16 protein-coding genes and 1 pseudogene are annotated in these 20,997 nt (G+C 65.0%); 7 read left to right on the forward strand and 10 right to left on the reverse strand.

The window, feature by feature from the left end:
• Positions 1–127: 127 nt before the first annotated feature.
• Together ACIPZ8_RS07025 and ACIPZ8_RS07030 are read left to right on the forward strand one after the other, a co-directional pair.
• A pseudogene (locus tag ACIPZ8_RS07025) lies at positions 128–331 on the forward strand (HAMP domain-containing protein); the annotation flags it as partial.
• 153 nt (positions 332–484) lie between these two features.
• On the forward strand, positions 485–1,189 hold the full coding sequence (locus ACIPZ8_RS07030) for a methyl-accepting chemotaxis protein (protein ID WP_400721551.1): 705 nt from the start codon (positions 485–487) through the stop codon (positions 1,187–1,189).
• An 8-nt stretch (positions 1,190–1,197) separates the two neighbouring features.
• Here ACIPZ8_RS07030 and ACIPZ8_RS07035 read toward each other — a convergent pair whose 3' ends face one another.
• Together ACIPZ8_RS07035 and cra are read right to left on the reverse strand one after the other, a co-directional pair.
• Positions 1,198–1,974 carry a TatD family hydrolase gene (locus ACIPZ8_RS07035; protein ID WP_400720869.1) on the reverse strand — a complete coding sequence of 259 codons (777 nt, stop codon included), beginning with the start codon at positions 1,972–1,974 and terminating at the stop codon, positions 1,198–1,200.
• A gap of 2 nt (positions 1,975–1,976) precedes the next feature.
• Complete coding sequence (gene cra / locus ACIPZ8_RS07040) at positions 1,977–2,972, reverse strand: catabolite repressor/activator (protein WP_400720872.1); 996 nt, start codon at positions 2,970–2,972, stop codon at positions 1,977–1,979.
• A 297-nt stretch (positions 2,973–3,269) separates the two neighbouring features.
• Between cra and ptsP the strand changes: the two genes are divergently transcribed.
• Genes ptsP through ACIPZ8_RS07055 form a run of 3 tightly spaced genes read left to right on the forward strand, consistent with a single transcriptional unit; the run spans position 3,270 to position 8,796 of the window.
• Entirely contained in the window at positions 3,270–6,122 is a 2,853-nt protein-coding gene (gene ptsP / locus ACIPZ8_RS07045) for a phosphoenolpyruvate--protein phosphotransferase (RefSeq protein WP_400720875.1), read from the forward strand.
• Positions 6,122–7,069 carry a 1-phosphofructokinase gene (gene pfkB / locus ACIPZ8_RS07050; RefSeq protein ID WP_400720878.1) on the forward strand — a complete coding sequence of 316 codons (948 nt, stop codon included), beginning with the start codon at positions 6,122–6,124 and terminating at the stop codon, positions 7,067–7,069. Before ptsP ends, pfkB begins: the two co-directional genes overlap by 1 nt.
• Positions 7,066–8,796, forward strand: coding sequence for a PTS fructose-like transporter subunit IIB (locus ACIPZ8_RS07055; protein WP_400720881.1), 1,731 nt, complete (start codon positions 7,066–7,068; stop codon positions 8,794–8,796). The genes pfkB and ACIPZ8_RS07055 overlap by 4 nt, the downstream gene beginning before the upstream one ends.
• Before the next feature lie 149 nt (positions 8,797–8,945).
• Here ACIPZ8_RS07055 and ACIPZ8_RS07060 read toward each other — a convergent pair whose 3' ends face one another.
• Positions 8,946–9,167: a DUF3820 family protein gene (locus tag ACIPZ8_RS07060; RefSeq protein ID WP_400721554.1), complete on the reverse strand. Its 222-nt coding sequence runs from the start codon at positions 9,165–9,167 to the stop codon at positions 8,946–8,948.
• Positions 9,168–9,368: 201 nt separating this feature from the next.
• Here ACIPZ8_RS07060 and ACIPZ8_RS07065 point away from each other — a divergent pair, with 201 nt between their 5' ends.
• Positions 9,369–9,845 (forward strand): PA2169 family four-helix-bundle protein, encoded by a 477-nt coding sequence (locus tag ACIPZ8_RS07065; protein ID WP_400720884.1) that lies wholly within the window; start codon positions 9,369–9,371, stop codon positions 9,843–9,845.
• Here ACIPZ8_RS07065 and ACIPZ8_RS07070 read toward each other — a convergent pair.
• The 7 genes from ACIPZ8_RS07070 to ACIPZ8_RS07100 all read right to left on the reverse strand — a co-directional run bounded on the left by ACIPZ8_RS07070 (position 9,842) and on the right by ACIPZ8_RS07100 (position 19,837).
• Complete coding sequence (locus ACIPZ8_RS07070) at positions 9,842–11,338, reverse strand: sensor domain-containing diguanylate cyclase (RefSeq protein ID WP_400720886.1); 1,497 nt, start codon at positions 11,336–11,338, stop codon at positions 9,842–9,844. The two genes, ACIPZ8_RS07065 and ACIPZ8_RS07070, sit on opposite strands and share 4 nt — an antisense overlap.
• 138 nt (positions 11,339–11,476) lie before the next feature.
• Positions 11,477–12,808, reverse strand: coding sequence for an OprD family porin (locus ACIPZ8_RS07075; protein WP_400720889.1), 1,332 nt, complete (start codon positions 12,806–12,808; stop codon positions 11,477–11,479).
• A gap of 204 nt (positions 12,809–13,012) precedes the next feature.
• Positions 13,013–13,234, reverse strand: a complete 222-nt coding sequence (locus ACIPZ8_RS07080) for a hypothetical protein (RefSeq protein WP_060512429.1) — start codon at positions 13,232–13,234, stop codon at positions 13,013–13,015.
• A gap of 288 nt (positions 13,235–13,522) precedes the next feature.
• Entirely contained in the window at positions 13,523–14,926 is a 1,404-nt protein-coding gene (locus tag ACIPZ8_RS07085) for a heavy metal sensor histidine kinase (protein WP_400720892.1), read from the reverse strand.
• Positions 14,901–15,575 (reverse strand): heavy metal response regulator transcription factor, encoded by a 675-nt coding sequence (locus tag ACIPZ8_RS07090; protein WP_027918369.1) that lies wholly within the window; start codon positions 15,573–15,575, stop codon positions 14,901–14,903. Before ACIPZ8_RS07090 ends, ACIPZ8_RS07085 begins: the two co-directional genes overlap by 26 nt.
• A 9-nt stretch (positions 15,576–15,584) precedes the next feature.
• Complete coding sequence (locus ACIPZ8_RS07095; protein ID WP_400720895.1) at positions 15,585–18,677, reverse strand: multidrug efflux RND transporter permease subunit; 3,093 nt, start codon at positions 18,675–18,677, stop codon at positions 15,585–15,587.
• Positions 18,674–19,837: an efflux RND transporter periplasmic adaptor subunit gene (locus ACIPZ8_RS07100; RefSeq protein ID WP_400720897.1), complete on the reverse strand. Its 1,164-nt coding sequence runs from the start codon at positions 19,835–19,837 to the stop codon at positions 18,674–18,676. Before ACIPZ8_RS07100 ends, ACIPZ8_RS07095 begins: the two co-directional genes overlap by 4 nt.
• Before the next feature lie 776 nt (positions 19,838–20,613).
• Here ACIPZ8_RS07100 and ACIPZ8_RS07105 point away from each other — a divergent pair.
• Positions 20,614–20,871 (forward strand): hypothetical protein, encoded by a 258-nt coding sequence (locus ACIPZ8_RS07105; protein ID WP_400720899.1) that lies wholly within the window; start codon positions 20,614–20,616, stop codon positions 20,869–20,871.
• Positions 20,872–20,997 lie beyond the last annotated feature (126 nt).

The following is a 20,997-nucleotide window of genomic DNA, read 5'->3' on the forward strand; positions in this document are numbered from 1 at the left end:
TACCCCTTGGCCGGCGTTCTATCAGCAGGTCAGCGAACTGATGGCGCAGACCTATCGCTTCAACGACGCTGTGCTCGCGCACCTGCAGGGGCAGTTGCAGGAGCGCCTGGCCGAGCAGCGCCTGCGCATGCTCGCCCTGGGCGCGCTGCTGGCCGGTGTCTTCGTGCTGATCCTGTACTTGTATGGCGGCTTCTATGTCTCGACCCGAGCTACCTTGCGCCGGCTGGGCGGTGCCATGGACAAAGTGGCCGCGGGCGACATGACGGTCAGCTTCCAGGCCCATAGCCGTGATGAATTGGGTGAGTTGGGCCAGGGTTTCAGCGAAACCGTGCGCCGGATCCGCAGCCTGATCGACCAGGTCGGGCGTACCGTGGTGGCCGTCGAAGAGCAGGCCGGGCAGGTGCTGGCCGTGTCGGCGCGGAGCAATCAGGCGGTCAGTGGCCAGCGCGAACAGATCGAGCAGGTTGCCACGGCGATGAACCAGATGAGCGCCACCGCGCAGGAGGTGGCGCGCAGTGCCGCGCTAGCGGCCAATGGCGCGCAGCAGGTCAACCTGGAAAGTGCCAATGGCCGTACCCTGGTGGCCAGCCAGCAACACAGCATCGGTCGCCTCGCCGAGGAAATCGACCAGACCGTGCTGGCGATCAATCGGCTGGCCGATGACAGCCAGGCCATTGGCCAGGTGCTGGAGGTGATTCGCAGCATTGCCGAGCAGACCAACCTGCTGGCGTTGAATGCGGCCATCGAAGCGGCGCGGGCCGGTGAGCAGGGACGAGGGTTTGCCGTGGTGGCCGATGAAGTGCGTACCCTGGCCCGGCGTACCCAGGACTCCACCGCGCAGATCGCACAGATGATCCAGCGCCTGCGCGACGGCGTGGAGCAGGCGGTGCGGGCGATGGGCAGCAGCCATCAGATGGCGGCGGGCACTGTCGATGAAGCGCGCCAGGTGCAGCAGGCGCTGGGCAATATTCTGGGGGCGGTGGGCGGCATCGTCGAGCAGAACCAGCAGATTGCTGCGGCAGTCGAGCAGCAGACGGCGGTAGCCCATGATATCGACCGCAACATCGTGGCGATCAACCGGGCGGCGCAGGACACTACCCATGGGGCCTGCCAGACCGAGGATGCCAGCCGGGTGCTGTCGACGCAGGTGGTGGAGTTGAAGCGCTTGATCGGGGCGTTCAGGGTCTAAGGGCGGCACTACCAGCCGAAAAGCTCACAGGCATTTCGGCTGCTGGCTTCAGCCAATACCTCGGCCTCGATGCCCATCACCTCGGCCAGCGCCGCGGCAATCTCCGGCAGATGCTCCGGGCTGTTGCGCTGCCCGGCAAACATCACCGGGGCCATGTCTGGCGAATCGGTCTCCAGCACGATGCTTTCCAGCGGCAGGCGCGGCAGGGTCTTGCGCAGGCGCAACGCCTGCGGCCAGGTCGCTGCACCGCCCAGGCCGAGCCGGAAGCCGAGCTTGATGTACTCGCGCGCCTCTTCGTAACTGCCGGCAAAGGCATGGATCACCCCCGCCCGTAGCGGCTTGTAGCGCTTGAGCGTGGCAATCACCTGGGCGTGGCTGCGACGCACGTGCAACAGGGCAGGCAGTTCGAAGTCACAGGCCATCTGCAGCTGGGCTTCGAACAGCGCCTGCTGGCGTGCCTTGTCCAGCGCTTCGAGGTAGTAGTCCAGGCCGAACTCGCCGACCGCGCACAGCCGTGGGTCGCCATGCAGGCGCTCCAGCCATTCGCGCAGTTGCGCCAGGTGCTCCGGCCGATGCTGCTCCAGATAGACCGGGTGCAGCCCCAGCGCCGCATGCACGTTGCCTTCAGCGCAGGCCAGGTCCCACACCCGCTGGAAATTCGCCTGGTACACCCCCAGCACCACCATGCGCTCCACCCCACGCGCCGCTGCGTTGGCCAGCAGGCGCGGGCGGTCGGCGTCGAAGTCGGGGAAGTCCAGGTGGGTGTGGGTGTCGATCAGGCGCATGGTCAGGCCGCGGTGATGCGCTGCTTGAAGGTCCGGCCAATGGCGTGCACGCCTGGCTCGTAGCGCTTCTCCTCGATGGCGGCCAAGGCCAGTTCCAGCGCGGTGGCGGCGATCAGGCCGTGTTGCTGGGCCATGGCGTTGACCGGCAGTGGCAGGAAGTCGAGCAACTGGTTGTCACCGAAGGTACCCAGGTGCAGCTGGCGCGAATCGGCCGGGCGCGCCTGCAAAGTATCGAATACCCCCTGCAACAGCACGTAGGAGGTGGTCACCAGGGCATCCGGCAAGCCGCCTTGTTCGTCGATCAGCTGCTGCATCAGGCGTTGCCCGCATTCACGGCTGAAGCCTTCGCCCTGATAGCGGCGGACCACGCCGCCGAAACCTTGCATGGCTTCGTCGAAACCACCGGCGCGGGCCTGGCTGACCGACAGTTCCGGGCGGGCACCGATCAGCGCGATGCTTTTCGGCGCGGTGGCCAGCAGGCTGTCGGCCAGCTGGCGGCTGGCATCGCGGTCGTCACTGATCACCGAGCAGAAGTGTGCCGGGTCGAGGCGCCGGTCGATGGCGATCACCGGCAGGCCCTTGTCCTGCAGCTCACGGTAGCTGTCGTCCTCCGGCGGCAGGCAGCTGGCGACGAACAGGGCATCGCAACGGCGGGCGCGGAACAGCTGCTGCAGCTGGCGCTCACTGTCGGGCTGGTCATCGCTGCTGGCGATCAGCAGCTGGTAGCCACGAGCGCGGGCGCCTTGCTCGAGCTGCTTGGCAATGCGGGCATAGCTGGGGTTCTCCAGATCCGGGAGAATGAAGCCCAAGGTACGGGTATGCCGGCTGCGCAGGCCAGCCGCTTGCGGATTGGGGGTGAAGCCATGGGCCTCGACCACCGCGCGCACCCGCTCGACAGTGCTGTTGCTGATGCGCTGCTGTTCGGCCTTGCCATTGATGACATAACTGGCAGTGGTCACTGACACACCGGCCAGACGGGCGATATCGCTGAGTTTCACCGAATTTTCCTTGTTATTACCGGGACTGGCTACGGAACCAGAACCGGATAGTTTGACCCGGGTTGGCCGCCACGCGCAGGCGACCATTGTCGCAATTGTCCGACAGGATGGGGCTTTTTCCTCGGAAGATTATCGAGTAACGTGGCCGCTTGGTCAGATTAAACGTTTCAGCTATTAATTTTTCTGCCTCGACAGCCATGCATGCACGGCTGTCGAACTGGCTGATTCTGTGAATATCACAACAATACCTCAGTACCCGGCATCAAAACCAAGCTGGGGCTGCAAAAGGAGAAGGTCATGCTCGAGCTCGCCAAAGAGCAGATAGCCATGGGCCAGAAGGCCGCCGACAAGGCCGGGGCGTTGCGCCTGCTGGCGGATCAGCTGGTGGCCGACGGCCTGGTTGCCGAAGGTTATCTTGAGGGCCTGCAGGCGCGTGAAACGCAAGGTTCGACGTTCCTTGGCCAGGGCATCGCCATTCCACATGGCACCCCGCAGACCCGCGAGCTGGTGTTCGCCACGGGCGTGCGCCTGCTGCAGTTCCCCGACGGCGTGGACTGGGGCGAGGGCCAGATCGTCTACCTGGCCATCGGCATCGCCGCCCGTTCCGATGAACACCTGCGTCTGCTGCAACTGCTGACCCGCGCCCTCGGTGAAACCGACCTGGCCGAGGCATTGCGCCGGGCCGGCTCTGCCGAGGCATTGCTCAAGCTGCTGCAAGGTGCGCCGCAGGAACTGGCGCTGGACGCGCAGCTGGTCGGCCTGAACCTGCCGGCTGAAGATTTCGATGAGCTGGCCTGGCGGGGTGCCCGCCTGCTGCAGCGCGCCGGTTGTGTCGACAGCGGCTTCGCTGCCGTGCTGCAACAGGCCGACCCCCTGCCACTGGGCGAGGGCCTGTGGTGGCTGCACAGCGAGCGCCAGGTGCGCCAACCCGGCCTTGCCTTCATCACCCCGCAGCAGCCCCTGCGTTATCGCGACCAGCCGCTCAATGGCCTGTTCTGCCTGGCCAGCCTCGGCGCGGCCCACCAGGCGCTGCTCGAACGCCTGTGCGAAGTTCTGATCGAAGGCCGTGGGCAAACGCTCTACCAGGCCACCAGCAGCCGCGCAGTGCTGGAAGTGCTGGGCGGAGAGGCACCGCTTGACTGGCCCAGTGCGCGGATCGTGCTGGCCAACCCGCATGGGCTGCATGCCCGTCCGGCCAAGGTCCTGGCGCAGCTGGCCAAGGGCTTCGAGGGCGAAATCCGTGTGCGGGTGCTCGACAGCGCGCAGCCAGCGGTGTCGATCAAGAGCCTGAGCAAGTTGCTCAGCCTCGGCGCCCGCCGTGGCCAGGAACTTGAGTTGAGCGCTGAACCGTCGATTGCCGGCGATGCCTTGCCTGTGCTGCTGGCCGCCATCCAGCAAGGCCTGGGTGAAGAGGTCGAGCCGCTGGTTCAGACCACCACCGCGGACGCCGCCGGCACCGCCGTGGCAGTCCAGGCACCCGCCGCGGGCAGCCGTATCCAGGGCGTCAGTGCATCGCCGGGGATTGCCAGCGGGCCGGCGCATGTCTGCGTCGAGCGCGATATCGATTATCCACTGCGCGGCGAGTCGCCCGCCCAGGAGCGCGTGAAGCTGGGCGCCGCACTGGATGCCGTGAATGGCGAATTGCAGGCGCTGGTGCAGCGCAGCGACAAGTCGATTGGCGAGATTTTCGTCACCCACCAGGAAATGCTCGCCGACCCGGCCCTGAGCGATGATGTCGACGCCCGCCTGGCCCAGGGCGAAAGTGCGGCGGCGGCCTGGATGGCGGTAATCGAAGCGGCGGCGCGCCAGCAGGAAGCGCTGCACGATGCCCTGCTGGCCGAGCGTGCTGCCGACCTGCGCGACATTGGCCGCCGGGTGCTGGCCCAGTTGTGCGGCGTGCAGGCTCAGGCCGAGCCTGAGCAACCCTATGTGCTGGTGATGGGCGAGGTCGGCCCATCCGATGTCGCCCGCCTGGACCCGGCCCGTGTCGCCGGCATTGTCACTGCCCACGGCGGTGCCACTGCGCACAGCGCGATCGTCGCCCGTGCCCTGGGCATTCCGGCGGTGGTCGGTGCCGGCCCGGCGATCCTGCTGCTTGCTTCCGGCACACCGCTGTTGCTCGATGGGCAGCGCGGCGTGGTCTGCGTCGCACCGCCCGCCGACGAGCTGCAACGGGCCCTGGCCGAGCGCGACCTGCGCGAACAACGCCTGCAAGCCGCCTGGGCCCAGCGCCATGAACCGGCAGTGACCCGCGATGGCCATGCCATCGAAGTGTTCGCCAATATCGGCGAGAGCAGCGGCATCGACAAGGTGGTGGAGCAGGGCGCCGAAGGCGTTGGCCTGCTGCGCACCGAACTGATTTTCATGGCCCACTCGCAGGCACCCGATGTAGTGACCCAGGAAGCCGAATACCGCCGTGTGCTCGACGGCCTCGGCGGCCGGCCGCTGGTGGTGCGTACCCTCGATGTGGGGGGCGACAAGCCGTTGCCGTACTGGCCGATCGCCGCCGAAGAAAACCCGTTCCTCGGCGTGCGTGGCGTGCGCCTGACCCTGCAGCGCCCGCAGATCATGGAAGACCAGCTGCGCGCCTTGCTGCGCGCCGCCGATCAGCGGCCCCTGCGCATCATGTTCCCCATGGTCGGGCAAATTCACGAATGGCGTGAGGCGCGAGCCATGGTCGAGCGCCTGCGCCTGGAAATCCCGGTCGCCGACCTGCAGGTCGGGATCATGGTCGAGGTGCCGTCCGCCGCCTTGCTGGCGCCGCAGCTGGCCCGCGAAGTGGACTTCTTCAGCATCGGCACCAACGACCTGACCCAGTACACCCTGGCCATCGACCGCGGTCACCCGAGCCTGTCTGCCCAGGCCGACGGCTTGCACCCGGCGGTGCTGAGCCTGATCGACATGACCGTGCGCGCGGCCCACGCCGAGGGCAAGTGGGTGGGCGTGTGCGGCGAGCTGGCCGCCGACCCGCAGGCGGTGGCCGTGCTGCTGGGGCTGGATGTGGACGAGCTGAGCGTGGCCGCCCGCAGCATTGCCGAAGTCAAAGCCCTGGTGCGCCAGGCTGATCACCAAACGGCCCGCGCCCTGGCGCGCGAGGCCTTGCAACAGGACAGCGCCGCGGCGGTTCGCGCGCTGGTGGAGCGTTACTGATGGCCAAGATCCTCACCCTGACCCTGAACCCGGCGCTGGACATCACCGTCAGCCTCGACGCCTTGCGCCCAGGCCACGTCAACCGTGCCCAGGCCCAGCAAAGCCACGCTGCGGGCAAAGGCCTGAATGTGGCCCAGGTGCTGGCCGACCTGGGCCACAGCGTCACTGTCGGGGGCTTTCTGGGCCGCGACAACCCGCAACCCTTCGAGGCGTTGATCGCCCGGCGCGGGTTTGCCGACTGCTTCGTGCGGGTGGCCGGTGAAACCCGCAGCAACCTCAAGCTGGTCGAGGCCGATGGTCGGGTCACCGACATCAATGGCCAGGGGCCTGAGGTCGACGAAGCCGCCCGCGCCGAGCTGTTGCACCGTCTGCAGCAAGTGGCGCCCGGGCACGACGCGGTGGTGGTCGCGGGCAGCCTGCCACGTGGAATCAGCCCCGAATGGTTCCGCCAACTGCTCGAGCAGTTGCAGGCACAAGGGCTCAAGGTGGCCCTCGACAGCAGTGGCGACGCGTTGCGTGCCGGCCTGCAGAGTGCCCCCTGGCTGGTCAAGCCCAATACCGAGGAACTGGGCGAAGTGCTGGGCCTGGCCGTGCAGACTGCCGCCGAGCAGCGCGCCGCTGCCGGGCAACTGCTGGCCAGTGGTGTCGAGCATGTGGTGGTTTCGGCGGGCGAGCAGGGCGTCAGCTGGTTTGCCGCCGGCCTGGCGCTGCAGGCGCGCCCGCCCCAGGTGCGCATTGCCAGTACCGTAGGCGCCGGTGATTCGCTGGTCGCCGGCATGGTCCACGGCCTGCTGGCGGCGGAATGCCCCCGGCAGACCTTGCGCCGCGCCACAGCCATCGCCGCTCAGGCCGTGACCCAGGTCGGCTTCGGCATCTGCGACCGCGAGCAGCTCGCGCAGCTGGAGGCCGCCGTGCAACTGACAGAACAACAAGAGGGTTGCCGATGAACATCGCCATTGTCACCGCTTGCCCCAACGGGCAGGTCTCCAGCGTGCTCAGTGCCCGCCTGCTGGCGGCTGCCGCCCAGCGCCGCGGCTGGAGCACCAGTGTCGAAGTACAGGATGCCGAGCATCCAGAGCGCCAGCTGACGTCCGCACAGATCGCCGAGGCCGATTGGGTGCTGGTGGTCGCCACCGGCCCAGTGGACCTCGCACGTTTCGCCGGCAAGCGCTTGTACCAGAGTACCCCGGCGCAGGCCCTGGCCGACCGAGAGGGCTTCCTCGACGAGGCGGCGGGCAAGGCCGAAGTGCTGGCTGCCCAACCGGTCAGCGCGGTGCCTTCGGCGGCTGTACGGATTGTCGCGGTCACCGCCTGCCCGACGGGCGTGGCGCATACCTTCATGGCGGCCGAAGCCTTGCAGCAGGCGGCGCAACAGCTGGATTACCAGCTCACCGTCGAGACCCAGGGTTCGGTGGGTGCGCGCAACCCGCTGTCGGCCCAGGCCATTGCCGATGCCGATGTCGTGCTGCTGGCCGCTGACATCGAGGTGCCGACGGCACGCTTTGCCGGCAAGCGTATCTACCGTTGCGGCACCGGTATTGCCCTCAAGCAGGCGCGTGCGACCCTGGACAAGGCCTTGGCCGAGGCCAAGGTCGAAAGTGCCGCGGATGCTGCATCGGCAGCACCCGCCAAGGCTGAGAAAACCGGCGTCTACAAGCACTTGCTGACCGGGGTTTCGTTCATGCTGCCGATGGTGGTGGCCGGTGGCTTGCTGATCGCCCTGTCGTTCGTGTTCGGCATCGAAGCCTACAAGGAGCCGGGCACCTTGCCCGCCGCGCTGATGCAGATCGGCGGCGAGGCGGCGTTCAAGCTGATGGTGCCGCTGCTTGCCGGTTACATCGCCTGGTCCATCGCTGACCGCCCGGGCCTGGCGCCGGGCATGATCGGCGGCCTGCTGGCCAGCACCCTGGGTGCCGGTTTCATCGGCGGCATCGTCGCCGGCTTTCTCGCTGGCTACAGCGCCAAGGCCATCGCCCGCTGGGCGCGCCTGCCAAGCAGCCTGGATGCGCTCAAGCCGATCCTGATCATCCCGCTGCTGGCCAGCCTGTTCACCGGCCTGGTGATGATCTACGTGGTCGGTCAGCCGGTGGCGGCGATGCTCGAAGGGCTGACGCACTTCCTCGACAGCATGGGCACCACCAACGCCATCCTGCTCGGCTTGCTGCTGGGCGGGATGATGTGCGTGGACCTCGGCGGGCCGATCAACAAGGCCGCCTATGCCTTCTCGGTGGGGCTGCTGGCGTCCTCCAGCTATGCGCCGATGGCAGCGACCATGGCCGCTGGCATGGTACCGCCGATCGGCCTGGGCATCGCCACCTTCCTCGCCCGGCGCAAGTTCGCCCAGAGCGAGCGCGAGGCGGGCAAGGCGGCGTTGGCGCTGGGGCTGTGCTTCATCTCCGAAGGGGCGATCCCGTTTGCGGCCAAGGACCCGCTGCGGGTGATCCCGGCGAGCATCGCCGGTGGCGCCTTGACCGGCGCGTTGTCGATGTATTTCGGCTGCAAGCTGATGGCGCCGCATGGCGGGTTGTTCGTGTTGCTGATCCCCAATGCGATCAACCATGCGCTGTTGTATCTGCTGGCGATTGTGGCGGGGAGCCTGGTGACGGCAGTGGTGTATGCGGTGATCAAGAAGAGCGAGCGGGTGGAGTTGGCCGTGGCGCCAGCTAAAGGCTAGAGCCTTTCATTGGCATTGCCGGCCTCATCGCGGCTAAAGCCGCTCCTGCACGAATTAGCGTTACACCTGTAGGAGCGGCTAAAGCCGCTCCTGCACGAATTAGCGTTACACCTGTAGGAGCGGCTTTAGCCGCGAAGGGCCATGACAGGCTAGCGCAAGTGCTTCTGGCGCAACGGCACCAGCAGATCGCCCAGGCCGTTGTGGTCGACCTCGTGCATCAAGGCCAGCAACCCGCCCAGTTCCCCCGCTGGAAACCCCTTGCGTGCGAACCAGGCCAGGTAGTCCCCCGGCAAGTCGGCAATGATTCGCCCTTGGTATTTGCCAAAGGGCATGGTGCGGGTAACCAGCAGTTCGAGCATTTCCGGTTTCATCGACGAAGCCTGGCAGTGAATGTGCACCGACCATACTGCAATCTGCACGAGCACCCAAGCGGCAATCATGCATAACGCCGTTTTCAGGCTTCGCTCGATATTATTTAACTTATTGATTTTAAATAACTTATTTTTAAGCCATGGCTTGGCATGAAGGCTGCTCCGGTACAGGTGACTATCACCTGCCAAGGAGTTCGTGCCATGAGCAACCCCAACAAAGACGTGATCGATGTCCTTAACGACCTGGTCGAGTACAGCAAGGACGGCGAAAAAGGCTTCAAGGCCTCGGCCGATGATGTGAAGAACCCCGAACTGAAGGCGTTTTTCGTTCAGCGTGCCGGTGAATGCGCCAGTGCGGCGGCTGAGCTGCAGAGCGAAGTGCGCCGCCTGGGCGGCGACCCGGAAACCTCCACCAGCATCAGCGGTGACCTGCACCGTGGCTGGGTCAACCTCAAGTCGATGGTCACCGGCAAGGATGAGGAGGCAGTGCTCAATGAAGTGGAGCGCGGCGAAGACCATGCCCTCAAGGCCTACAAGGAAGCCCGCGAGAAACTGGTCAAGCTGGGCCGCATGGCCAGCGATCAGAGCTATGCGCTGGTGGAGAAACAACTGCAGGGCGTGCAGCGTAACCACGACCAGGTGAAGGCGTTGCGCAACGCCGCCCGCGCCCGTTCCTAGTCCAACGGCCCCTCGACCCGGTTGCGGCCATTGGCCTTGGCCCGGTAGAGCGCTTCGTCCGCGGCACCCAGGACCTGTGCGAGGTCTTGCTGGGTGCCGGGGATGTAGACCCCGACGCCTATGCTCACCGTCACCGAGTGAGCGTCGTCGGCAAACGGTGCCAGCGCCTCGACCTGGGCGCGAACGCGCTCGGCCAGTAACAGCGCGCCGGCCAGTTCGGTCTCCGGCAGGATCACCTGAAACTCCTCTCCACCGTAGCGTGCGGCCAGGTCTGCCGGGCGGCGGATGCACCGCTCCAGTGTGCTGGCGACCTCGCGCAACGCGTGGTCACCCCCTGCGTGGCCATGGCGCTGGTTGAATGCCCGGAAATGATCCACATCCACCATCAGGACCGCCAACGGCTTGCGGTTACGCTGCGCGCGTGACCATTCCTGGCGCAGTACCTGGTCCAGCCGGCGGCGGTTGGCCAGGCCGGTCAGGCTGTCGGTGGCGGCCAGGGTCGCCAGGCCTTGTTCGGCTTCGTGGCGGCGGCGCAGTTCACGGCCCAGCAGCAAGGTCAGCCAGAGAATGCCGATACACAGCACGCCTGTGGCGACGCTGACCAGAATCGCCGTGCGCCGCCATGACTGGAACACTTCGTCGGCGGAATGCACCACCAGCACGATCAGTGGCAGGTCGGCGACCCGGGCAAAGGTGTACATGCGTTGGGACGGGCTGCTGCCAGAGCGGGCGGTGAAGCTGCCACTGTGCGCGCTGAGAATGCGCTTGAAGTTGGGGCGTTGGCCATACCAGGTGCCGATTGCCGGGTCTTGTGGGCCTGAAGGTTCCCGTGCAAGGAGTTGGCCATCGGTATTGAACAGGTTGATGCTGCTTTCATCGCCGATATCCAGGCGGCGGAACAACTCGCTGAAATACGACAGACGCAGCGCGCCGGCGGCAATCCCGGCGAACTCGCCATCGGGGCCATTGATGCGCCGGCTGAAACTGATGCACCAGTCCAGGCCGCCCAGCTTGGCCTTGAACGGCGGGCCGACCAGCAAGCCAAGGTGCGGGTTGCGCAGGTGTGCCTGGAACACGCCGGTGTCGCCGAAGTTGGCCTTGCGCGGTATGGGGCTGGTGGAATCGCCGACCACATTGCCTTGCTTGTCCAGCCACAGCACATCGCCGCGCTTGCGGTCGACGAACGCTTCATTGAACAGCAGGCGCTGGCGCAGGGGACCGGCGATCTCTGGCAGCTCCTTGCGGCTGACCGCCCAGATCAGGCCTTTGAGCGACTGGTCGTAGAGTTCGACATTGCGCAGGATGTCGCTTTCGATCAACTGGACGATGTTGTTCGAGGAGCGGATCGCCGATTGCTCGACACTGTCGCGCTCGCGGGCCAGCAGGTAGCTGACGATGGCCACAATGGCGAGCACGGCAAGGCAACTGCCCAGGTTGAGGATCAGCTCGGGGTGCGACCTGTAAAGTGCGAAACGCGGAGATCGAGTGGGCATGCGCGCTACTGCTGAGGCAGGGCCATTTGCGGCGGGCGACATTCTAGGGAAGCGCGGATTGTCGGACAACATTTGTCCGACGGAATCGTGTTGCAGTGAGTTTTACTGTGGGAGCGGGCTTGCCCGCTCCCACAGGGATCAGAAGATGTTTAGCGGGTAATCGACGATCACCCGTACTTCATCGTTGTCGCTGTTGTCGTCGATCGACGCATAACCCTGGCTGCCTCGGTGGGTGGCGTAGCGCAGTTGCACCGCCAGATCCTTCAGGTCGCCTTCCTGGAACACATACTTCACGTCCAGGTCCCGCTCCCAGTGCATGGCGTTCTTGCCATCGGCGCGGTAGTAGTTGTAGTGGCTGGTGTCCTGGGTGGCCTTGGTCAGGTCCGCCTCACCGCGCGAGTACGACAGCGAAGTGCTCAGGCCTGGGATGCCGATACCGGCGAAGTTGTAGTCGTACTGCAGCTTCCACGAACGCTCGTTCGGGGCGTTGAAGTCCGAGTACATGCGCGAGTTGTCCAGGTACACGCTGTCGCCCAGGTTGATGTAGTCGAACGGCGTGTTGCCGTTGACCCGCTGGTAGGCGGCGGTGACGCTGTGGTAACCGGCGTTGACCGTGAAGTGCAGGCTATAGGTGTTGTTGTCGATCTTGCCCAGCAGCGCCTGGCCGGTGTCCTGGGTGTGATAGAAGTGCACGCCCGGGTTGAGGCTGACCAGGTCGTTGACCACGTAGGTGTAGTCGAAGTCGGCGTAGTACTGGTTCCAGACGTCCTTGAGCTCAGCCGCGTACAGGTGGGTGGTGATGTTCTCGGTGCCGCTCCACGACGCGCCGGCCCAGTTCAGGTGCTTGCTGGTCTGGCCGTCCATATCGCCGTAGTAGGTGTCGATACGACGGTGGCCGCTCTGGTTGTACGGGTGGGTGAAGCTGACCTGGCCGCCTTCGAGCAGCAGGCCGTCGACGCTGTGGTTGGTCAGGCTTACACCGCGGAAGGTCTGCGGCAGCATGCGGGTTTCACCGCCAGCGATCACCGGGTTGGTGATGAACAGGTCACCGGCTTTCAGCTCGGTGTCGAACGCCTTGAGCTTGACCGCTGCACCGGCGGTGGAGAACGAGTGCGGGGCAGCGCCCAGCTCACCGTTGTCCTTGATGTGCTCGGGCAGGATGCTGGTGCCGGCATGGCCGCCACCGCCGTCGAGCTTCAGGCCCAGCATGGCATGGGCATCGAGGCCGAAGCCGACCACGCCCGGGGTGTAGCCGGATTCGAAACGGGCGACCGCGCCCTGGCCCCACTCGCGGGTGTCGCGCACGCCGGCGTTGTGGTTGTCGCGGTTGAAATAGGCATTACGGAAATGCAGGTTGAAAGACGAACCTTCGATGAAGCCATCAGCCTTGTCTTCATCTGCCTGGGCGGCGAAGGGGATCGTTGCAGTCAACGCAATGAACAGCGGGGTAAAACGAAACGCGGAAGGCACCGGTACTAGCTCCTTTGGTCTGGAGGTGGGGCAGTTTTTATTTTTGAATGTGCGTCTTTTTATAGGAATACGTTACGGCGGGGCTGATAGTTGGAGCACATAAAAAAAGCCGCTGATCGGCAGCGGCTTTAAAAGGCTAACATATCGGCACCCACGGTGCCCATGGCGTAGCCAAGGGAAAACTGGAGCGGGTGCGACGCGCGATCAGCTATCGGCATTGGCGTCGCTGGAAACTTTCGAAGCTGTCTGTTCCGCGTCTTTGCCGGCGTCAGCCTTGTGTGCCAGGGCTTCGCGGGAGTCTTGGTGAACAGCGGCAAGTTCTGCAGTACGCGCTACGAAAGCCGGGGATTCTTCGGCCATGGCCAGGGGCGACAACAACAGGGACGACAGAACGAAAACGCTGGCAATACCCATACTGTTGGACATTTTTAAAACTACCTTCTTGCGGGGCAAGTGCTATGAGGACGGGGGTAAAGTTAGTCCCTTTAATGCCCTGGAAACAGCATCTTTGGCGATAAGCACTGTTGCGAAAAAAGTAATGATCGCTGCAAAAGCAATTGGACCTTGGCCGCAAACTGCCGTACTAGACAGCTTGCCCGCTGTTTGTAGGAGCGGCCTTGTGTCGCGAAAAGGGCGCGCAGCGGCCTCAGGATTTGTGCCATTGCGAAGATCGCCGGGGCTGCTGCGCAGCCCTTTCGCGACACAAGGCCGCTCCTACACGGATTGCGCAGGCTTGAGGATTGGCAATCGGATGCCGAAGGTGTTGGCGCCGGCCGCGCTACGCACAAAAACTTCCCCGCCATGCATCAACGCGATCGCCTTGACGATCGCCAGGCCCAATCCATGGTTACCGCCGCCACTGTTGCTGCGCGCCGCATCCACGCGATAGAACCGCTCGAACAACAACGGCAGGTGCGCATCGTCAATGGCCGGCCCTGGGTTGCTGACGGCAATGCAGGCCTGTTCTGGGCCCGCCTCGATATGCACGCGAATCACCTGGTTCGGCGCCGTGTGCTGCACGGCGTTGTTCAGCAGGTTGATCAATGCCCGGCGCAGCTGGGCCTTTTCGATGGGCGCTTGGGCGTCGCCGCTGACGGTGACGCTGACGTGGGCGTCTTCGAGGATGTAGTCCAGGTAATCGAGGGTGGTGGCCACTTCCTCGGCCAGCGACGCCTGGGTCAGGGCAGTGGCCTTGCTGCCCTGGTCGGCGCTGGCGAGGAACAGCATGTCGTTGATGATGCTGCGCAGGCGCTCCAGTTCTTCCAGGTTCGATTGCAACACTTCAAAGTAGTGCTCGGCGCTACGCCCGCGGGTGAGGGCGACCTGGGTCTGGCCGATCAGGTTGGTCAGCGGCGAGCGCAGTTCGTGGGCGACGTCGGCGTTGAAGGCTTCAAGCCGCGAATAGGCCTGGCTGACCCGGTCCAGTGCAGCATTGAAGGCGCCGGCGAACTGCGCCAGTTCCGGTGCCAGGTTCTGCGTCTGCAAGCGGCCGTCCAGGCGCGGCGGTGCCAACGCCTGGGCCTCGTTGGACAGTGCCAGCAACGGCCGCAGGCCGATGCGCGCCACCCAGTAACCCAGCACCGACGCCAGCAGCACGCCGAGCACGGCCAGGCCGACAATGGCCACCAGCAAACTGTGCTGGGCTTGCCAGAAGGTTTCGGTGTCGATGCCGATCAGAAAGCGCAGCGGCGGGCGTTCACCCAGGGCCGGCAGTTCGCTGATCAGCACCTTGTACGGGTAGAGGTGGTCGGGCAGGTGCAGGTCACGCATGCCTTGCGGGCCCTCGGCGAAGGCGCGGATCAGTTCGCTGGGGTGGCCGTATTCGTAGGCCGGGTTGCTGCTGACCACCCAGAAGCGGATGCGCTTGTCTTCCTCGCTGAGCAGGTTGAGCTTGTTGTTGATCTTGGCCCAGTGCTCGGGCGTGCCAAAGCGGTTGAGGGTGGACTCAAGCACGCTGAAGCGTGCATCCAGCTCGGCCGCCGGCAACAGGTCGAGACTGCGGTCGACCTGGCGGTACAGCGCCGAGCCGATCAGCACGAACACCCCCAGCGCCACCAGGATGAACAGCGCCGACAGGCGCAGGGCGATGGAGTTAAGCGGCGCGGTTTTCCAGGACATAGCCCATGCCTCGGATGGTGTGCAGCAGCTTGTTGTCGAACGGCCCGTCGAGCTTGGCGCGCAGGCGCTTGATGGCCACTTCGACGACGTTGGCGTCGCTGTCGAAGTTGATGTCCCAGACCAGCTCGGCGATGGCGGTCTTGGAGAGGATTTCGCCCTGGCGCCGGGCCAGCACGCTGAGCAGCGAAAACTCCTTGGCGGTCAGTTCCAGGCGCTGGCCGGCGCGGCTGGCCTTGCGCGCCATCAGGTCGATCCACAGGTCGCCGACCTGGATCTGCAACGGCTCGTGGCTGCTGCTGCGGCGGGTCAGGGCCTGCAGCCGGGCGACCAGTTCGAGGAATGAGAACGGCTTGCCCAGGTAATCGTCGGCGCCTTCGCGCAGGCCGTGGATGCGGTCTTCGACGCGCTCGCGGGCGGTGAGCATGATCACCGGCGTCTGCTTGCGCGCGCGCAGTGCGCGCAGCACGCCGTAGCCGTCCAGGCCCGGCAGCATCACATCGAGCACGATCACCGCGTAGTCGCCTTCCAGGGCCAGGTGCAGGCCGTCGATGCCGTCCCGTGCAAGGTCGACGGTAAAGCCCTGCTCGGTCAGGCCCCGATGCAGGTAGTCGGCGGTTTTTTCTTCGTCTTCGATGATCAGCACACGCATGGTCTTGTCCTAGCTGGCACTTGGCGCCGCCGCACGGGCGGCCTGGCGGCGGTGGAACAGGCGCTCCAGGGCCAAGTATATGACCGGGGTGGTGAACAGCGTCAGTGCCTGGCTCACCAGCAACCCGCCGACCACCGCGATGCCCAGTGGCTGGCGCAGCTCGGCACCGGCGCCGAAGCCGAACATCAGCGGCACCGCGCCGAGCAGGGCGGCCAGGGTGGTCATGATGATCGGCCGGAAGCGCGTCAGGCATGCCTGGTGAATCGCCTGTTCAGGCGTCATGCCCTGATGGCGCTGGGCTTCCAGGGCGAAGTCGATGAGCAGGATGCCGTTCTTCTTGACGATACCGATCAGCAATACCACGCCGATCAGGCCCATGATGCTGAAGTCCTGGCCCATGGCCCAGAGCAAGATCAACGCACCCAGGCCGGCCGAGGGCAGGGTGGAGATGATGGTCAGTGGGTGGACGAAGCTCTCGTAGAGCACGCCGAGGATGATGTACACCGCCACCAGCGCGGCGAGGATCAGCCACGGCTGGCTCGACAGCGAACTCTGGAAGGCCTGGGCCGCACCCTGGAAGTTGCCGCTGATCGAGTCGGGCATGCCCAGTTCGCGCTGGGTGCGTTCGAGGATCTTCACCGCATCGCCCAGGGCCACGCCGGAGGCCAGGTTGAACGACAGGTTGGCCGCCGGGAACAGGCCGTCGTGGCTGATCGACAGCGGGCCGGTGCTCGGTGGCGCTACATGCGCCAGGGCCGACAGTGGCACCATCTCGTTGGTCAGCGGCGAGCGCAGGTAGAAGAAGTTCAGGCTCTCGGCCTTGCCGCGCTGCTTCGCGTCCAGTTCGAGGATCACCTTGTACTGGTTGGTCTCGGTCTGGAACTCGCTGATCTGCCGCTGGCCGAAGGCATCGTACAGTGCCTGGTCGACATCGGTGGTGGTCAGGCCGAAACGCGCCGCGGCCTGGCGGTCGATGTCGATGCGGGTGACGCTGGCGCCCAGTTGCAAGTCGTTGGACAGGTCGCGGAACACCGGGTTTTCCCGCAGGCGGTCGGTCAGGCGCTGGGTCCACAGGTTCAGGGCCACGCCGTCGTTGCTCTTGAGCACGTACTGGTACTGGGTGCGTGACGGGCCGGAGCTGAGGTTGATGTCCTGGCCGGCACGCATGTACAGGACGATGCCCGGCACCTGGGCAAGCTTCGGGCGCAGGCGGTCGATCAGCTCGCTGGCCGACACGTCGCGCTCACCACGCGGCTTGAGGGCGATCCAGAAACGGCCGTTGGCGATGGTCTGGTTGCTGCCGGTGACCCCCACCGAATGGGAGTAGGCCTGCACCGCCGGGTCGTCACCGATGATCTTCGCCAGCGCCAGGTGCTTTTCGACCATTGACGGGTACGACACGTCCGCCGCGGCCTCGGTGGTGCCGAGGATGAAACCGGTGTCCTGCAGCGGGAAGAAGCCCTTGGGGATGCCGACGTAACCGACGACGGCCAGGGCCAGGGTCACGCCGAATATGCCCAGGGTCAGGCGCTGGTGGGCGAGGGCACGGTTCAGGCCTTTTTCGTACCACTTCACCAAACGCTCGCCGAAGCCGCCGTGCTGCTCGCCGGGCGGGCGGTGCATGAACAATGCGCACAAGGTGGGGGCCAGGGTCAGCGACACGACTACTGAAATCAGGATGGTAGAGGTGGCGGTCAGGGCGAATTCCTTGAAAAGCCGGCCAACCACACCGCCCATGAACAGCAGCGGGATGAACGCGGCGATCAGCGAGAAGCTGATCGACACCACGGTGAAGCCGATCTCGCCCGCGCCCTTGAGCGCTGCCGTGCGGCTGTCATCGCCGGCTTCCAGGTGGCGGTGGATGTTTTCCACCACGACGATGGCGTCGTCCACCACGAAGCCCACCGAGATGACGATGGCCACCAATGTGAGGTTGTTGAGGCTGAAGCCCATGATGTACATCAGCGCGCAACTGGCGATCAGCGACACACCGAGCACGCTGGATACCACCATCGTTGCCGACCATTGGCGCAGGAACAGCGCCATTACCCCGATCACCAAGGCCACGGCGATCATCAGGGTCAGCTCCACCTCGTGCAAGGAGGCGCGAATGGTCTGGGTGCGGTCCTGCAGCACCGACACTTCGATCGAGGCGGGTAGCATTTCCTGCAGCTTGGGCAGGGCCGCCATCACCCGGTCGACGGTGTCGACGATATTTGCCCCAGGCTGGCGGAACACCACCAGGTTGAGCCCCGGCTGGTCGCCGGACCAGGCTTTGACATAGGCGTTCTCGGCGCCGTTGATGACCTTGGCCACGTCCTTGAGGTGCACCGGCGCGCCATTGCGGTACGAGACGATCAGCTGGGCGTAGTCTTCGGGATGGAACAGCTGGTCGTTGGCGGCAATGGTCGAGACGCTGTGTTCGCCGTACAACGCGCCCTTGGCCAGGTTCAGGCTGGTCTGCTGGATGGCCTGGCGCACATCGGCCAGGGTCAGGCCGATGGCGGCGAGTTTTTCCGGCTGGGCTTGTACGCGAATGGCCGGGCGCAGTTGGCCGGTGATGTTGATCAGGCCGACCCCTTCGATCTGGCTGAGCTGGCGCGCCAGCAGGGTTTCGGCATAGTCGCTGAGGTCATTGCCGGGCATCTGCGCGGAGCTGACGGTGAGCACCAGCACCGGGCTGTCGGCCGGGTTGACCTTGCGCCAGGTCGGCGGGTTGGGCAAGTCCTGGGGCAGGCGGGCGGTGGCGGTGTTGATCGCCGCCTGGACTTCCTGGGCGGCGGTGTCGATGTTCTTGTCGAGGGTGAACTGCAGGATCAGCGTGGTCGAGCCCAGCGCACTGCTGCTGGTCATCTGGGTCATGCCGGGGATGGCACTGAACTGCACCTCCAGCGGCGTGGCCACCGACGACGCCATGGTTTCCGGGCTGGCGCCGGGCAGCTGGGTGGTCACCTGGATGGTCGGAAAGTCCGCTTCGGGCAGCGGTGCCACCGGCAGCCGCGGAAAGGCGATGGCGCCGAGCAGCACCAGGGCGAAGGTCAGCAGCAGGGTGGCGATCGGGTGGTCGATGCACCAGGCCGAAACACCGTTGCGGGTATTCATGGCTGGCTCCTGCGGTCAGCCATTTCCGCCGGTGGTGGTGCGTCCGGGGTGACCTCGACCCGCGAACCGGGCTTGAGCCGTGACTGGCCGTCGAGCACCAGGCGCTCGCCCGGCTTGACCCCGGCGATGATGTTCAGGCTGCTGTCCTGATACAACACCTTGACCGGCACGCTGGTGACCTTGTCACCGTCCAGGCGGTAGACGAAGTACCCGTCGACGCCCCGCTGCACCACCGGCGGCGGCACGACCAGGGCGTTTTCCTCGACCGCCGTGCGCAGGCGGATGGTGACCAGTTGCCCCGGCCACAGGTGGCCGTCCTTGTTGTCGAATTCGGCCTTGACCCGCACCGTGCCGGTGTTGGCCGAGATCTGGTTGTCGATCAGTGCCAGGTGGCCTGCGCCGAGCAGGTTGCGCTCCCCGTCGGCGTCCATGTAGGCCTCTACCAGCGCCGGGGTTGGCGCCTTGAGCAGGGCCTGCAGGGTCGGCAGCATCTGCTGCGGCAGGGCGAACTCGACGGCGATCGGGTCGATCTGGGTGACGCTGAACAGGCCTTGGGTATCCGTGGTGCGTACCAGGTTGCCAGGGTCGACATTGCGGATGCCGACGCGCCCGGTCACCGGCGAGCGGATCTGCGTGTAGGACAGCTGCACCTCGGCATTGGCAATGGCCGCCTGGTTGCCCTTGACTGTGGCCTGCAGCTGGTTGACCAGCGCCTGCTGCTGGTCGAGGGTCTGCTTGGACACACCATCGTCGGTGCTGAGCAGGCGGTAACGCTTGAGGTCGACCCCGGCCACCTGGATCTGCGCCTGGCTCTGGCCGAGCTGGGCACGGGCCTGGTCGAGGCTGGCGCGGATCGCGCGGTCATCCAGGGTGGCGAGCAGGTCGCCTTCCTTCACCCACTGGCCTTCCTTGACCAGCACCTGGGTCAGTACCCCTTCGACCTGTGGCCGCACTTCAACGCTGTGCAGCGACAGCACCGAGCCGATGGCGCTGGCGTAGCGCGGTACGTCCTGCTGGGCGACGCTGACTACGCGCACCGGGATCGCCGCCTGTGCGCGGGGTGTGGAGGCTTCCTGGCGCTGGCCAAACCAGACGCCCAGGGCCACCAGGGCGAGCAGCGCCAACGCGGCTAGAAGAACAGAATGGGAAGGACGTCGCATCGGCGCGGGCACCTTGGCCAAGGGGGTGGGAAATGGAGGTATGTATTGAAGCTTATAGCGCTGTGACCGGGTCGGCAGCGTGACAGCTGGCTGACAGCGGTGACAGGTTGGGTTTTGGGGGTTGGATTTTGGGGTGTCCGTCTTGAGATTTGTGGTGATGCGGAAATCGAGCGCCGCCCGCGCGGCGCATCGCAGGCAAGCCTGCTCCTACATCTGTTTCGGGCCAATATTTCCTGCATCCATTGGCGCGCGCTCCCTTGTTTGTACGACGCGATACTGAGACATGCACCAAGGGTACGCGCGCCAATGGCACAGGCTTTACTGGCCCGAAACAGATGTAGGAGCAGGCTTGCCTGCGATGCGCCGCGCGGGCGGCGCTCGATCTCATAGGCGCTGAACAGGTTGTGGCGAGCACCTGGTGGCCCTGACGCGATCCAGCCCCGGCATTCAGCGAGCTGTAGGAAGATTCTGAATCTGAAACCTAATGCTTCAAGAGCGCAGGGGTGACGAATTATCCTACGTGCTCTGTCGGATGGCGTCTGATAGGCGGGGAATTGCTTCAGCGATAACTTCACGGTTCGCCAACAACGGCGAGCGGCCGTGAGAAGCTGCGGCTGTATCACCGATGCCATTGAGTTATGGCAGCCGTGCGCGTGCAGACTTCGGTCTGGGCCGCGGTATTGGTGACGCGGACTTCTCACCTCGCGTACGGCTGCCACCCAATCCGTGAGAAGAGCAAGTGGCTGCTTTCCAATAGCATTTTAGGAAAGTCACCAATGAAGAAAATCGTACCGGATCCACCTCCCTCGTTCCCACTCCCTTGCATCACAATAATCGCCGACCTAACCTTCGAAGACGCCAAACCCCACGCTGCCGACCTCATGCACAGCCTCTCCAGCACCATTCAGGTCTTGCTAGAAACCGAATCCAAAGACCACCGCCAGGTCCTGCTGGAAAACATGAGTATCCTCACCGAGCTGCTCCGTACCCTGTTCTCCCACATGGCAACGCAGGAGATGGCACATGAGCAATGAACTGAAGTCCCGCAGCACAGCCGGCAAAGAAACCTTCCTCGACCTGTACGGCATCCAGCCGGGCATCCCGCTCGATCATGCCTTCGATGAGTTGTCAGTCTTGCTCGGTTGTATCCGCCATTTGAG

It is taken from the genome of Pseudomonas sp. NPDC089422, assembly GCF_044749405.1.
GTDB lineage: Bacteria > Pseudomonadota > Gammaproteobacteria > Pseudomonadales > Pseudomonadaceae > Aquipseudomonas.

Coding starts and splice junctions, on each gene's coding strand:
- ACIPZ8_RS07085 (WP_400720892.1), bottom strand. CDS start 14,926: ATGTCCTGGAAAACCGCGCCGCTTAACTCCATCGCCCTGCGCCTGTCG.
- ACIPZ8_RS07100 (WP_400720897.1), bottom strand. CDS start 19,837: ATGCGACGTCCTTCCCATTCTGTTCTTCTAGCCGCGTTGGCGCTGCTC.
- ACIPZ8_RS07055 (WP_400720881.1), top strand. CDS start 7,066: ATGAACATCGCCATTGTCACCGCTTGCCCCAACGGGCAGGTCTCCAGC.
- ACIPZ8_RS07065 (WP_400720884.1), top strand. CDS start 9,369: ATGAGCAACCCCAACAAAGACGTGATCGATGTCCTTAACGACCTGGTC.
- ACIPZ8_RS07070 (WP_400720886.1), bottom strand. CDS start 11,338: ATGCCCACTCGATCTCCGCGTTTCGCACTTTACAGGTCGCACCCCGAG.
- ACIPZ8_RS07060 (WP_400721554.1), bottom strand. CDS start 9,167: ATGAAACCGGAAATGCTCGAACTGCTGGTTACCCGCACCATGCCCTTT.
- pfkB (WP_400720878.1), top strand. CDS start 6,122: ATGGCCAAGATCCTCACCCTGACCCTGAACCCGGCGCTGGACATCACC.
- ACIPZ8_RS07105 (WP_400720899.1), top strand. CDS start 20,614: ATGAAGAAAATCGTACCGGATCCACCTCCCTCGTTCCCACTCCCTTGC.
- ACIPZ8_RS07035 (WP_400720869.1), bottom strand. CDS start 1,974: ATGCGCCTGATCGACACCCACACCCACCTGGACTTCCCCGACTTCGAC.
- ACIPZ8_RS07095 (WP_400720895.1), bottom strand. CDS start 18,677: ATGAATACCCGCAACGGTGTTTCGGCCTGGTGCATCGACCACCCGATC.
- ACIPZ8_RS07090 (WP_027918369.1), bottom strand. CDS start 15,575: ATGCGTGTGCTGATCATCGAAGACGAAGAAAAAACCGCCGACTACCTG.
- ptsP (WP_400720875.1), top strand. CDS start 3,270: ATGCTCGAGCTCGCCAAAGAGCAGATAGCCATGGGCCAGAAGGCCGCC.
- ACIPZ8_RS07080 (WP_060512429.1), bottom strand. CDS start 13,234: ATGTCCAACAGTATGGGTATTGCCAGCGTTTTCGTTCTGTCGTCCCTG.
- ACIPZ8_RS07030 (WP_400721551.1), top strand. CDS start 485: ATGAGCGCCACCGCGCAGGAGGTGGCGCGCAGTGCCGCGCTAGCGGCC.